The 13,169-nt window shown below is 40.1% G+C and carries 10 protein-coding genes and 1 pseudogene; 8 read left to right on the forward strand and 3 right to left on the reverse strand.

Annotated elements, in window-relative coordinates:
• Nucleotides 1-94 precede the first annotated feature (94 nt).
• The 3 genes from FBB35_RS04200 to FBB35_RS04210 all read left to right on the forward strand — a co-directional run bounded on the left by FBB35_RS04200 (nt 95) and on the right by FBB35_RS04210 (nt 7,293).
• Complete coding sequence (locus FBB35_RS04200) at nt 95-3,139, forward strand: hybrid sensor histidine kinase/response regulator (RefSeq protein ID WP_174708600.1); 3,045 nt, start codon at nt 95-97, stop codon at nt 3,137-3,139.
• 341 nt (nt 3,140-3,480) lie between these two features.
• A complete protein-coding gene (locus FBB35_RS04205; RefSeq protein WP_174708601.1) occupies nt 3,481-3,939 on the forward strand; it encodes a hypothetical protein in 459 nt (152 codons plus the stop codon).
• A gap of 69 nt (nt 3,940-4,008) precedes the next feature.
• Nucleotides 4,009-7,293 carry a HEAT repeat domain-containing protein gene (locus FBB35_RS04210; RefSeq protein WP_174708602.1) on the forward strand — a complete coding sequence of 1,095 codons (3,285 nt, stop codon included), beginning with the start codon at nt 4,009-4,011 and terminating at the stop codon, nt 7,291-7,293.
• On the opposite strand, the gene FBB35_RS04215 is transcribed toward FBB35_RS04210, so the two are convergent.
• The gene (locus FBB35_RS04215; RefSeq protein ID WP_174708603.1) at nt 7,294-7,548 is read right to left on the reverse strand and encodes a hypothetical protein; all 255 of its coding nucleotides are present in this window, start codon (nt 7,546-7,548) and stop codon (nt 7,294-7,296) included.
• Nucleotides 7,549-7,759: 211 nt separating this feature from the next.
• Here FBB35_RS04215 and FBB35_RS04220 point away from each other — a divergent pair, with 211 nt between their 5' ends.
• The 3 genes and pseudogenes from FBB35_RS04220 (at nt 7,760) to FBB35_RS04230 (ending at nt 8,994) form a co-directional block, all read left to right on the forward strand.
• Nucleotides 7,760-7,999: a hypothetical protein gene (locus FBB35_RS04220; protein ID WP_174708604.1), complete on the forward strand. Its 240-nt coding sequence runs from the start codon at nt 7,760-7,762 to the stop codon at nt 7,997-7,999.
• A pseudogene (locus FBB35_RS04225) lies at nt 7,989-8,354 on the forward strand (type II toxin-antitoxin system RelE/ParE family toxin). Before FBB35_RS04220 ends, FBB35_RS04225 begins: the two are co-directional and overlap by 11 nt.
• Before the next feature lie 67 nt (nt 8,355-8,421).
• Nucleotides 8,422-8,994 (forward strand): Uma2 family endonuclease, encoded by a 573-nt coding sequence (locus tag FBB35_RS04230; protein WP_174708605.1) that lies wholly within the window; start codon nt 8,422-8,424, stop codon nt 8,992-8,994.
• A 193-nt stretch (nt 8,995-9,187) separates the two neighbouring features.
• Here FBB35_RS04230 and FBB35_RS04235 read toward each other — a convergent pair whose 3' ends face one another.
• Entirely contained in the window at nt 9,188-9,472 is a 285-nt protein-coding gene (locus tag FBB35_RS04235; protein WP_174708606.1) for a DUF427 domain-containing protein, read from the reverse strand.
• A 636-nt stretch (nt 9,473-10,108) separates the two neighbouring features.
• On the opposite strand from FBB35_RS04235, the gene FBB35_RS04240 reads away from it, so the two are divergent.
• Together FBB35_RS04240 and FBB35_RS04245 are read left to right on the forward strand one after the other, a co-directional pair.
• The gene (locus FBB35_RS04240) at nt 10,109-10,282 is read left to right on the forward strand and encodes a hypothetical protein (RefSeq protein ID WP_163934112.1); all 174 of its coding nucleotides are present in this window, start codon (nt 10,109-10,111) and stop codon (nt 10,280-10,282) included.
• Between the two features lie 110 nt (nt 10,283-10,392).
• The gene (locus FBB35_RS04245) at nt 10,393-10,764 is read left to right on the forward strand and encodes a hypothetical protein (RefSeq protein WP_174708607.1); all 372 of its coding nucleotides are present in this window, start codon (nt 10,393-10,395) and stop codon (nt 10,762-10,764) included.
• Nucleotides 10,765-10,918: 154 nt separating this feature from the next.
• On the opposite strand, the gene FBB35_RS04250 is transcribed toward FBB35_RS04245, so the two are convergent.
• On the reverse strand, nt 10,919-13,114 hold the full coding sequence (locus tag FBB35_RS04250) for a transglycosylase SLT domain-containing protein (RefSeq protein WP_174708608.1): 2,196 nt from the start codon (nt 13,112-13,114) through the stop codon (nt 10,919-10,921).
• Between the last annotated feature and the right edge of the window lie 55 nt (nt 13,115-13,169).

Raw genomic sequence — 13,169 nt, forward strand, 5'->3', positions numbered from 1 at the left:
GTCATTTGTCCTTTGTCCTTTTACTAATGACTAATGACTGATGACCAATGACTGATGACCAATGACTGATGACCAATAACTAAGGACAAAAACCATGTTACAAGACAAAGAATTAGAAATCCAGATGCAATTTCTGGAAGAAGCAACTGATTACTTAAATACCTTAGAAGGGGTATTGCTGGAAATTGATACTACTAACCGCATCGATTTAGAGAAAATCAATGCTGCACTCCGGGCCGCTCATTCCATTAAAGGTGGCGCGGGGATGATGGGATTTAAATCGCTAAGTCATTTATCCCATCGTTTAGAAGATTCCTTTAAAGTTTTAAAAACGAAAAAAAATTCTCTAGAAATTGACACCCAGTTGCAAAGTTTATTGCTATCTGGAGTTGATTGGCTGCGTCAGATTGTCGAATTGCTTGCAGAAGGAAATGTTGTTGAAGATGCGTGGTTAGCAACCTTTTGTTACCCAGTTTTTGATGAGTTGCACGATCGCTTGGGCGACCCCACCCCAGAGGATGCCTCATCCATGCTATCCCCAGAGGATGGACAAGATGTTATCCCCTTGCTATTTGCCACAGAAGTAGAAGAGTGTTTACAGCGTTTAGAATCTATATTGGCAGATAGCGAACAGCCTGGTTTGCATGAAGAAATTGTGATCATGGCAGCAGAATTGGGCGGTTTGGGTGAAATGCTCCAGTTGGCAGCTTTTACCAAGCTTTGTGAGTCAGTAACGCAGCAATTAGAAACCGTTAGTAGTTCGCGCATTCCCGAAATTGCCCAATTAGCATTGGAAGCATGGCGGCGATCGCAAGCTTTGGTGCTGACAAATCAACTAGATAACTTACCTACAGAACTTGATTTTGCTAGTTATACGCAATCACCACTACTATTACCAGCAGCAGAAGTAATACCACAGCTTCCCATTGCACACATAGATATTGCCCTGCCAGAAGCAGTGCCAACACCTGTTTGGCAGCCAGAAAATACTAGAGAAAATTGGACTAATGATGAAGCATTAGCGCAGCCTGGCGCAGGTATCGCTGCTAATTTTACATTTGTAGATCCAGAATTTGCCGATGATGTTAATTCTATTAATGTTACAGAACAAAATCCCATATTTGCTAGAGAAAATAATCCTGCCGATGCTAAATCTAGCGAAGGAAAAGGAGAGTCAAATGGCGTTGTTAAAGATCGGGAAATTCATGAAAATAGCGTCCGAGTTCCCAGTAAACAACTAGAGCAAATTAATGATTTATTTGGCGAACTTATTGTTCAGCGAAATGGCTTAAACTCGCAACTAGAAAGATTACGCAAACTCGTCCGAAACCTGAACCAGCGAGTACAAGTTCTCGACCGAGAAAACCAGGATTTGCGTATAGCTTATGACAAAATTTCTACCCAAGCTGCTGGGCTACGGGTACAAGCTGAAAATGGCCACCAAACACAAGGCATAGACAGAGAATTTGATGCCTTAGAAATGGATCGCTATAACGATTTAAACCTGCGATCGCAGGAAGTTATGGAAACCATTGTTCAGGTACAGGAAGTTACAACTGATGTGCAACTCAGTGTAGATGATACAGACCAAATTGCTCGTAAAATCAACAAAACATCCAAACAGTTACAGACAAAGTTAAATCACATCCGAATGCGGCCTTTGTCTGATTTGACTGAACGTTTTCCTAGAGCATTGCGCGATTTAAATGTAGAGTATGGGAAAAATGTTCAGTTAAAAATTGAAGGTGGTAACACTTTAATTGAACGCAGCATTTTAGAAACATTAAACGAACCTTTAATGCATCTCTTAAGGAATGCTTTCGATCATGGCATCGAAGACTCTGGCACTCGTCGCCTTTTGGGTAAACCAGAACAAGGATTGATTGAAATTACAGCTAGTCATCGCAGTAATCGCACCTTGATTACTATCCGAGATGATGGTTGGGGCATTTCTTTGGAGAAAATTCGCACCCGTGCTTTAGCGATGGGATTGGATGCTTCTCTACTCGCTAATGCTAGTGATGAAGAACTATTATCACTAATTTTTGAACCAGGTTTTACCACCTCCGAGCAAGTTACAGCATTATCTGGTCGCGGTGTCGGCATGGATGTAGTTCGTAACAATCTCAAACTAATTCGAGGAGATGTGAAAGTTGATACGGAACCAGGAGTTGGTACCACCTTCACCCTATCAGTACCATTTACACTGTCTGTTGCGCGAGTTCTGTTGGTAGAAATCAACAAAATGCTGTTGGCATTTCCCACTGATGTCATTTCAGAAATATTCTTACTCCAACAAGAGCGAGTTTTCCAAATGGCAGGTAGCGAAGTTCTAAATTGGCAAGGAACCATGCTACCACTGATTCGCCTGACTCCTTATTTAGAGTTTAATTGTCTGCGCTACGATACTTCAGAATTAGAGACTCCGGCAGCAATTAACGCTAACAGTGTATTAGTAGTCAAAGGGAATAATCAACCAGTAGCAATCCAAATAGATCGTTGCTGGGGTGAACAAGAAGTTGCTATTCGCCAAGTTGAGGGAAATATACCTTTACCGGAAGGCTTTAGCAACTGCACAATTCTCGGTGATGGTCGAGTAGTGCCACTAGTTAATGTTAATGAATTGCTCTATTGGATTGCTACAAATCGCCGGACTCCTAAAGGTATTCAATTACCATCAGTAAGATTAAAAACACCATTCCTGATATTTGATGAAAATAAAATATCAGCAGCATCAGTTAAGCAGAAAGGCACAATTTTAATTGTAGATGACTCGATTAACGTTCGCCGCTTTTTAGCCCTGACTCTTGAAAAGGGGGGGTATCAAGTAGAGCAAGCTAAAGATGGTCAAGATGCTTTAGAAAAACTCCATAATGGATTGAGAGTTGAAGCGGTAATTTGTGATATTGAAATGCCTCGTCTTGATGGTTATGGCTTTTTAGGTAAGGTAAATTCAGACGTTGATACAAAAAATATTCCAGTTGCAATGCTGACTTCTCGTAGCAGCAATAAACATCGGCAACTAGCTATGCAATTGGGGGCGCGGGCTTACTTTTCTAAACCTTATAACGAGCAAGAGTTATTGCAAACGTTGGAGGAAATAATTCGTAATGTGGGAGAAAAAGCAGCGTCTAATTGATAATTCATAATTTGAAACAAGAATACGATAAACAGACTATTTGTAGAGACGCGATTCATCGCGTCTTAGTATGTATTGCAATGATTAATTAAATTAGTATCCTGGCGATTATAAATCGCGGCTACACAGACAAAACCCGCCTGTGCGGGTTAAAAAACTGAATTTATATCAATATCACAATACGCTTGGGTTTTGAGACGCGATAAATCGCCGTCTCTACAATTGTTTTGGTATTATCTGAACTGTATTGATTGATATCACTAATAATCGTCTAGCTTTTTCGTGATACTATTTGTGTCAATTGAAATAATCTCTACATCAACTCAATTTGTAGTGAATTTATGGTAACTGTAACACTGACAGCTGTTGCTACTGCAATCGCAACTACACTTTGGACTAAAGCACAGGAGAAAATCGGCGAAAACCTTGGTGATGCTACATGGACGCTAGGTGGCAAGTTAATCGGATTACTCCGCCAGAAGAATAAATCGCCATTACTCACCAATGCTGTAGAAGCAAATGAACCGCAGCGTTTAGATTATGGTCAAGCAGTGCTAGAACTGAAAGCCGCAGCAGATGCAGACTCAGAAATTGCTCAAGCTGTTGTGGAAGTGGAAGCAGCAGTTAACAACGACCAGTCTGAGACTGCTAAGGAAATTAAAAAATTAGTAGAAAAAATCAAGTCACAGCCATCAGTTGTCAATAACTTTGCGAAGTTAGCAGAAGAAATAAAAGCTGAGAAAGGTGCAATGGTTGCCCAACAAATCACAATCGAAGAACAGCACAATACTTACAACTGACTACAGCCGTCTCAAGGGGAGGATGGGACAAAGTTAACTCCCGATAACTGGCGTAAAATCTGCCGTGAAATGCTGGTAGAACGGCGAAAGCTAACTACAAACCCTCTGACATCAACTGAAGGAGTTGCCCTGCAAGTTGATGATGTTTATGTACCACTGGGATTAGTTGAGCGCAAAAAACAATCTAAACGTCAGGGTGATATTTCTCCAGAACAGGGTTCAGAACTGTACAAGGAGACAGAAATCACTAAAACATTTGAGCATAATGTTTTTCTAGATGAAGTTCTCAAACAGAAAAACACGCCTAAAAGTCAAGGTAAGCGAATTGCAATTATTGGCGAACCAGGAGCAGGAAAGACAACACTATTACAGCAGATTGCTGATTGGGTATCTCGTGAGATTGACCAGTCGATTGTCATTTGGGTATCTTTAGCAGATTTGCGAGGTCAGGAACTAAAATCTTATCTGTTTGAGACTTGGTTGACTCAGGTTGCTGAGAAAACAGGTAAAGCTGAAGCCACTAAGCAACTGAAGGATGATTTTGTTACTCTGTTTAATCAAAATAATGTGTGGCTGTTGTTAGATGGATTAGATGAAATGTCCGCATATAATCCTTTAACAGAGATTGCACGGCAATTTCGTGAAGGGGGGTTAATTTCTCAAGTGCAAATTGTGCTGACCTGTCGGGTTAATCTGTGGGATGGCAGCATTAATGCACTTAATGATTTTGATACCTATCGCACTTTAGATTTTTCTTATCCACAACAGGTAGAGAGATTTATTCACAAATGGTTTGCTGCTATTCCCGAAACTGGAAAGCAGTTATGTACTGCTTTGAAAGAACCAGGTAAAGAACGGATTCAGGATTTAGTGAAAAATCCTCTGCGGTTGACGCTGCTGTGCTTAAATTGGCAATCAGGAGATGGCAAATTACCGGATACTCAAGCGGGACTGTATCAGCAATTTGTTGATGACTTCTACAAGTGGAAAAAAGAGGAATTTGCTACAAACTCTCACCAACGTCAGCAACTTAATATCAAATTGGGCGAATTAGCTAAAGTAGCAATAGATAAAGAAGCAACCCGTTTTCGCTTGCGGCAGGATTTTGTGAGTCAGTTTTTGGGAGATATTGATGATGACAATTCGCTTTTGAAATTGGCACTAAATCGCGGTTGGCTGAACTGTGTAGGGATAGATACAAATAGAAAACCTGTTTACGCTTTCTTTCATGCCTCATTTCAAGAGTACTTTGCTGCTAAAGCAATTGATGACTGGCATTTCTTTCTCAACCATGTTCCTAGCAATCCCAGTCAAGGAACTTATCGCATCTTTGAACCGCAATGGAAACAGCCGTTTTTACTCTGGTTAGGTCGTCAGGATTTATCAAAAGAGCAGAAACAGGGACTCATTAAGGCTTTGGTGCAGTTTAAAGACAGATGTAGAGTACCGTTAGGGTTAGGAAACAACGGTTTCTATGAGTATCGAGCATATTTTTTAGCAGCAGCAGGACTTACTGAATTTAGAGATTATCCTAAAGCAGATAAAATAATAGCGCAAATTATCAAGTGGAGCTTTGGTTATTTTACTTACATTCAATTAATTGAAGATGATGCTCACTTAGCACTACAACAGACAGATCGTACAAAAGCGATCGCCGCCTTAGAGCGACTAATACAATCAAAAAAAGTGAATCACTACAGACGTTGCCAGGTTGCATCTAGCTTAGGACAAATTGATCCTGGCAACGAAATAGCAATTAGTACTATGATTCGACTGCTGCAATCCCAAGATGTAGATAACCTGCAATGTTCGGTGGTGTTAGCTAGCTTAGAAAAAATCGGTATTGGTAATGAAAAAGCAATTGCTGCTTTGATTCAACTGCTGCAATCGCAGGAAGTAAATAGCCTTAATCATAGCCGCGCAGCAAATGTGTTAAAAATAATTGGCATTGGTAATGAAAAGGCGATCGCTGCTTTGATCCAACTGCTGCAAAATGAGAACACTCGTAGGAATGCGGCTGAAATTTTAGAGGAAATCGGTATTGGTAATGAATTTGCGATCGCTGCTTTGGTACAACTGCTGCAAGATGAGAACACCCGTGACGATGCGACTGAAATTTTAAAGAAAATCAGTATTGGTAATGAAAAAGCAATTTCTGCTTTGATCCAACTGCTGCAAGATAAGAACACCTGTATCTATGCGGCTGAAATTTTAGAGAAAATCGGCATTGGTAATGAAAAGGCGATCACTGCTTTAGTAAAACTGCTGCGCTCACTGTATGTAGATAAATATACCCGTAGCTATGCGGCTGAAATTTTAGAGGAAATCGGTATTGGTAATGAAATTGCGATCGCTTTTTTGGTACAACTGCTGGAATATAAAGATTTAGATGAAAATATCCGTTGGAGGGCGGTTGAAACTTTAGAGGAAATCGGTATTGGTAATGAAATTGCGATCGCTTTTTTGGTGCAACTGCTGCAATCACAGGATGTACATCACTACATCGGTCGAAAGGCAGCAGAAAGCTTAGGGAGAATCGATCCTGGTAATCCGATTGCGATCGCTTTTTTGGTACAACTACTGCAATCACAGAATGTAGATAAGTACACCCGTCGAGAAGCCGCAGAAAGCTTAGGGAGAATCGGTATTGGTAATGAAAAGGCGATTGCTTTTTTGGTAAAACTGCTGCAATCACAGGATGTAAATGACTATACCCGTCAAGAAGCGGCAGAAATCTTAGTGAGAATCGACCCTGGTAATGAAAAGGCGATTGCTTTTTTGGTAAAACTGCTGCAATCACAAGATGTAGCACAAAGCTTAGAGAAAATCGGTATTGGTAATGAAACCGCTATTTCTGCTTTACTGAATTTGCTGCAATCCCAAAATCGAGATATAGATAACTACACTCGTAAGGTGGTGTTAGAAAGCTTAGAGAAAATCGGCATTGGTAATGAAGCCGTTATTTCTGTTTTACTGAATTTGCTGCAATCCCAAGATGTAGATAAACATGACTCTTGGGAGGTGTTAGAAAGCTTAGAGAAAATTAGTATTGGCAATGAAACTGCTATTTCTGCTTTGGTGCAACTATTGCAATCAATTTATGTAGATAAAGATGTCTGTTCAAACGCGGCAAAAGGCTTAGGGCAAATTTTACAGGATAATAAACATCGCTTTGTAGTAGTTAAAACTTTAAGCGGTTATTGTGAATTTCATAATGGTCATTATTATCATTTAGCGTGGAAATGCGCCCAGAATATGCCTTACCCCGATTTTCATCAAGCTTGGCATCAGTCTAATTTTGCTATTCGTGGGATGCGAATCTTTGCAAAAATCCTCTTCACAAGAATCATTTAACTACTTTTGCAGCAGCAACGTTAAAATGACGTTCCCGTGGTGACGAAAACTTGTCCGTTGGTTAACAACACAAGGTGTTTTGTTCAGAATGCTTATCCGTTGGTAACGAAAACTTGTCCGTTGGTTAACAACACAAGGTGTTTCGTTCAGAATGCTTATCCGTTGGTAACAAAAACTTGTCCGTTCGTTAACAACACAAGTTGTTTCGTTCAGAACGCTTATCCGTTGGTAACGAAAACTTGTCCGTTTGTTCACAACACAAGTTGTTTCGTCCAGAATGCTTGTGTTTTTGTGACAAAACTTATGTCTTCGTTCACAACGCTTAAATAAAACTTATCAATTAAGTTGTTTTGTTAAGAACGCTTATCTATCTGTGGCAAATGCTTATGCGATCGTTACCACAGCTTAAACAAAACTTATATATACAAGTCCTATACTATTAACAGCACAACTCAGATTCACGACAATGAAAGCAATTGAAGTCAAGGGAACCGTGAACGAATGGGGTCAAATTTCTTTAGACAAGCCGTTGACTATAGCAAAACACAGCCGCGTCCGAGTCATTGTCTTAATCACGGGAGAGAATGAAGAGGATGATGAACTTATTGAGTCTGCCAGTGAAAGTTTTCGTCAAGGTTGGTACGATGCCATGACCGGAAATACTATACCTGTATCTCAACTGTGGGAAGGTATTGATGCAGAGTGAACCACCTTTGATTAAAGTCGAAGCCACTGCTAAATTTAAACGTAATCTGCGTATCTTAGCCGAAAAGTACCGGAATATTAGTAATGATATTCAACCAATAATAGAACAACTGCAATCAGAAGAATTATCAGGAGACAAGATATCCGGAGTTGGATATACAATTTTTAAGCTACGGGTCAAAAATAGTGATGTTTAAAAAGGTAAAAGTGGTGGGTATCGAGTAATTTATTATTTAAAAACAGATACAAATATTATTTTAGTAACTATATACTCAAAATCTGAACAAGAAGACATCTCAGCAGAAGAAATTCAACAAATATTAGCTGACTTTAAGCAGCAACATCAAGAAGAATAGACTCGCTTCCTAAAATCCCAGGACAGAAAATGCTAAGATTCCAATCAAATATGGCATTTGCACAGCTATGACAAGTACGCTGCACAAATCAATCTCCTTAGCAGAGTTCCTCAAACTGCCAGAAACAGAGCCTGCTAGTGAATTTATCGATGGTCGTATCTACCAGAAACCAATGCCACAAGGCAAACATTCCCGGCTACAACTAAAACTTTGTAACGCAATTAGCCAAGTTGCTGAAGAACAAGAAATTGCTTTGGCTTTTCCAGAATTACGCTGTACTTTTGGCGGACGTTCAATCATACCAGACGTGAGTGTATTTGCTTGGGAACGCATTCCTTTTGATGCAAATGGAGAAATTAAAAATACCTTTGGAATTTATCCTGATTGGACAATTGAAATTCTTTCACCAGAACAGAATACAACCAAGGTAATTATAAATATTCTTCACTGTCTAAAACACGGTACTCGATTAGGGTGGTTGATCGATCCAGATGAACGCTTAGTATTAGTATTTTTGCCAGGACAGCAACCTATAGAGATGACTGGGGATGAAGTATTGCCTGTACCTGAATTTTTGCAACTTAATTTAACAGTTACACAGATTTTTGCATGGCTAAAACCAACAAAGATTAGTCCTTGAAGAAGAATTCATAACGGGCTAAACCTTAGCTATCCGCTAACAGAATTCAGGAGCCTAACAGGAGACGCTCCGCCTCCGATCGGGTTTAAGACTGTGGAGGTTGACACAAGTCATCCTCCACAAAATTTTGTTTGATGATTGCTGTAAATACTAAATCAATTTTCTGAAACTAAAATACTCCCAGCAACCTTTATTAAGCCTCTACTTTTACACCCTTCCAGAAGGCTACATAACCCTCAATATTCTTAGCCTTCTCCTTGGTGCTGGGATAGTACCAAGCAGCATCTTTGTTGATTTGTCCATCAACTTCAATACTGTAGTAGCTGGCGACACCTTTCCAAGGACAAGTAGTGTGGGTATTACTGTCTGTGAAGTACTCCTTATTAATGGAGTCAGCAGGGAAATAATGGTTGTTTTCCACAACTATGGTGCGATCGCTTTCGGCTAAAACTGTGCCATTCCAAATTGCTTTCGGCATAAGTGAGTTTGCAAATAAACTATACACTTAACATTTTGACACGATCGGCTTATTTTATCTTCCTGAACGCCTAACTTACACCAGAGTCCATCCAACCTCAAATCAATAATCAATAAGGTTTAGAGAAAATTTTGCAATGCCAGTATTAATTAGCATCACTTTTGCTTATCAAATTAAAAATTAAAAGTATTTGCTTCTATCGGAAAGATTTCCTAGCATATTGGTATGGAAACTTTAAGTAGCTAAAAAAGGTTGGATTTCAGTTTATAGCCAAAAGTAAAAAATCTCTAGAAGGGAAAATCCTTATTACATATATATGAGCGATCGCACCTTTGAGAACGGCTAGCAAACAAGATATTTAATTTTGCACAATTTTATATTTCCTAAGTTTTTACTTACTAAATCTTTTACAAATTTTCAACTCCTGAGAGTGGGGTTAATTTGACTCGGCTATTTGGTGTAATTAACAAATCAAGCTATCAAATAAACTGAGTGAAAATGTATGTTGAGATTTATAAAAAAGCAGACTCTGCAACTAAATAATACTGACTGGTGTACTTCATTTTAATTAAGGATTACTCTATGAAAATTCCAAACTTGATAAATTCTGCACATCTTGTTGCTTGGATTAATTCTATGCCTAAAATCACTAGTGTTCATACAGCCGATAATCAAAAATCTGGCGCATCAATGAACACGTTCGTAAATTATGACGTTTTATCTAGCTATCCCAAGAATGTAAATTCTCTCAAATCATTTGATACTGCTTTTATTGCATATCAAATGATGGGACTGAGTAATTTTGATTAAAGAAGATTTCGGAAGATAAAAACTGAATATCAAGATCCTATAGATTACTAAAAAATAGGATTTTGTTACTAAATGAAACTAATAAATCTAGCTCAATTGAGGAAAGAATTATGAAACTAACAAATTTGATAAATTCTGCACTTATCGTTGCCTGTATTGCTTTTGTACCTGGAATTGTTGACGCTCAAACAGTTAATAATAGTGGCAGACAAATCAACACAGATTCGCAAAATGCCAGCTATCTTCAACCTTTCAATATTGCCTTTCTAGCTTATCAAGGTGCTTTCAGAGAACAGGGTATTCCCAGTGCGGGTACTTTGCTATCTGAATTCCAAATAGGAAACTTGACAGCGAAAGATATAGTGCAAGCTGCTATCAAGACTAATAAGTTACCAGCGCAAGTTTTGAACGATCGAGGTTATGTTAATGCGGTCGAATCGCAGGTGACATCAATGATCAATGGTAATGATATAGGTAGCTAAAGATGAGTAAAAAAGCAGGGGGGCAGGGAGCAGGGGGACAAGGGGGAATTATTGAACAAACTCTCCGTTGTCTCCCTTGTCTCTTCTTCATGCCCCCTGCCTCTTGTGAAATCAAACTCACCTATCCCTACTTACTCATCTGATTGGGCATAAATTACTGCGCTGGCAATTTTGGGTGTGTAGTTGAGTACTTTCCTACGATTCCAGAAATCTCAGGGTTGTAAAGTCTCAAATAATTCCAGTAGTTGCCAAATACTTGACGCACATAATTTTTGGTTTCATCAAAGGGAATTTGTTCAACAAACTCATCTGGGTCTTGTGTAGTTAGAGTTTGCAGCCATTTGGAGACATTACCAGGCCCGGCATTGTAACTGGCGATCGCTAACAGTGAGTTATTGTTATATTGCTGATGGGTATGATCTAAGTACCATGTACCCAGCATAATATTATCGTTGGGATTTTCGAGGTTTATTGTTTTGAAATCCACTTTAATTTGTGGGGCGATCCATTTAGCTGTACTTGGCAACAACTGCATTAAGCCAGTAGCATCAGCAACGGATTTGATTTTTGGCTCAAACCTTGACTCTTGACGCATCAAAGCAGTTACTAGCAGGGGATTGAGTTTACGCTCAAGAGACCATTTTTCAGTCTCTCGGAGATAGGGAAATGGATAACGCGCTTGCCAGTAAACGATCTGTTTGCTCAAAGTTTGATATTGGGCAAGTTCTGCTGGTGTTTCCCGGTCTTCCAACTTAGAGATTTTGTCAATTCCAATGAGATTTTCTCCCCTTGCCTGCCGCATCAACCCTTCAGTAAATTGCTCTGCTACCGTTGGCTGAATTTTATTCTGAAATTCCGTTTCCCATTGTAACCAGGCATCGCGGTCTTGACCCAGCAAATACAATTCTTTGAAAGTCTCAGAACCAGCCGGTGGTAATGAACGCTGGGGTGCAATTACTTCGGGGTTCATGACGCGCACGTTGTCGAAGTTGCCGACATTAAGCCCCCGCATATTTGCTGCTCGCCAAGCATAGTAAGAGTAGGGAAACTGACTAATTACATAGTCATAAGCAGTTTGAGATTCCTGCTGTTTTCCTAGCGAAGCTGCCCATTTACCCACCCAAAAGCCTGCTCTCGGAGCCAAAATACTGTTGGGATTGTTAGTAACAATTGGCTCTGCCCATTGCCAAGCACCGACGTAATCTTTGGCTTTGGCTTTATCTTGGGCAATTTTCCAGCGATACTCTGCGGCTTCATCCGAATTACCATATTTGGCTATGAGTAATTGCCACGCCGCGCTAGCTGACTTTTGATCCTTGAGGGTTTCGAGAGTTTTGGCTTTTTGTACTAGTGCAGTACCAGCTTGTTTCGGAAATTTACTAATTACCTGCTCAAGATAGGGTAAGCCGTCTTTACCTGTTTTTGCTGTTTCTGCTAACCGTAGTAATGCAGTCCCGGCTTCCTCGGTAGTGGGAAATTGCTGTACCAATTGTTTATAAGTGGCGATTGCTATTTCTTTGTCTTTGCCTCCCACCTGTAACCCTCGTGCAGTCCGGTAGAGGTTGCGCGATGTTTTTGGTGCTTTGGCATAAGCATTCGCTGCTTTCAAAAATTGACTATTTTCCCAGTAGCTTGTGCCAATGAGTTCCCAATCTTCGGGTTTGAGCGTAGTCTGTTTGACTAACTGATCTAAAACGCCCACGATACCTGGTTGATCGTAGGCATAAGTAGCCAAAATCAATTGCAATTTTGGCTGATTGGGGTTTTCTTGCAAGCGTTTCCGAATAATTTCCCAAGTTAGAGGATTGGAAGGAAATTGAGCGATCGCTATTTCTTGTTGCTTCGGTTGGGCAATCAGATATAGTGCTTTCACCGAAGCCGCTTCTTTGGGATAGTGTTTCAGCACACTTTGCCTGAGATCCGAGGCTTTGCCATCTTCGCCCAGCATATCCTCTGCCTGGGCCTGTTTCAGCAAAATATAGGGTGCGAGGATGGGATAGTCTTTGTCTAATCCTTGGAGTAAAGCCAGAGCTTTTTGAGCTTGGGTTCTTTCAATGTAATCACTCGCCAAAAGATAACGAGCGCGATTTCGGTCTGGCGATCGTGACTGCCCTGCAATTTCTGCTAGTTTTGCCGCCCGTTCTGGCAGAGATTGTGATATCAACGGAAAAACGGCTGATTGGGCAATGCTCGCATCAGATGTTTGCTCTGACTGATTCTTACCCAGTTTCAGCCATTGCCCAACGGTTTTACCAATTTCAGGCGCTGATACCATTGCCCCAGCTAAAAAGGCAAACAGTGCCGCACCCGCAATTATGGAAATTTGCTTTTTCTGTAGTTTCTTCAGCATGAATACCCGCTGAAAAGTTCCGATGAATTTCCTGAAACTTTAACACTCCTAACCA

Origin of the sequence: Nostoc sp. TCL240-02 (assembly GCF_013343235.1) — a bacterium.
Taxonomy (GTDB): domain Bacteria; phylum Cyanobacteriota; class Cyanobacteriia; order Cyanobacteriales; family Nostocaceae; genus Nostoc.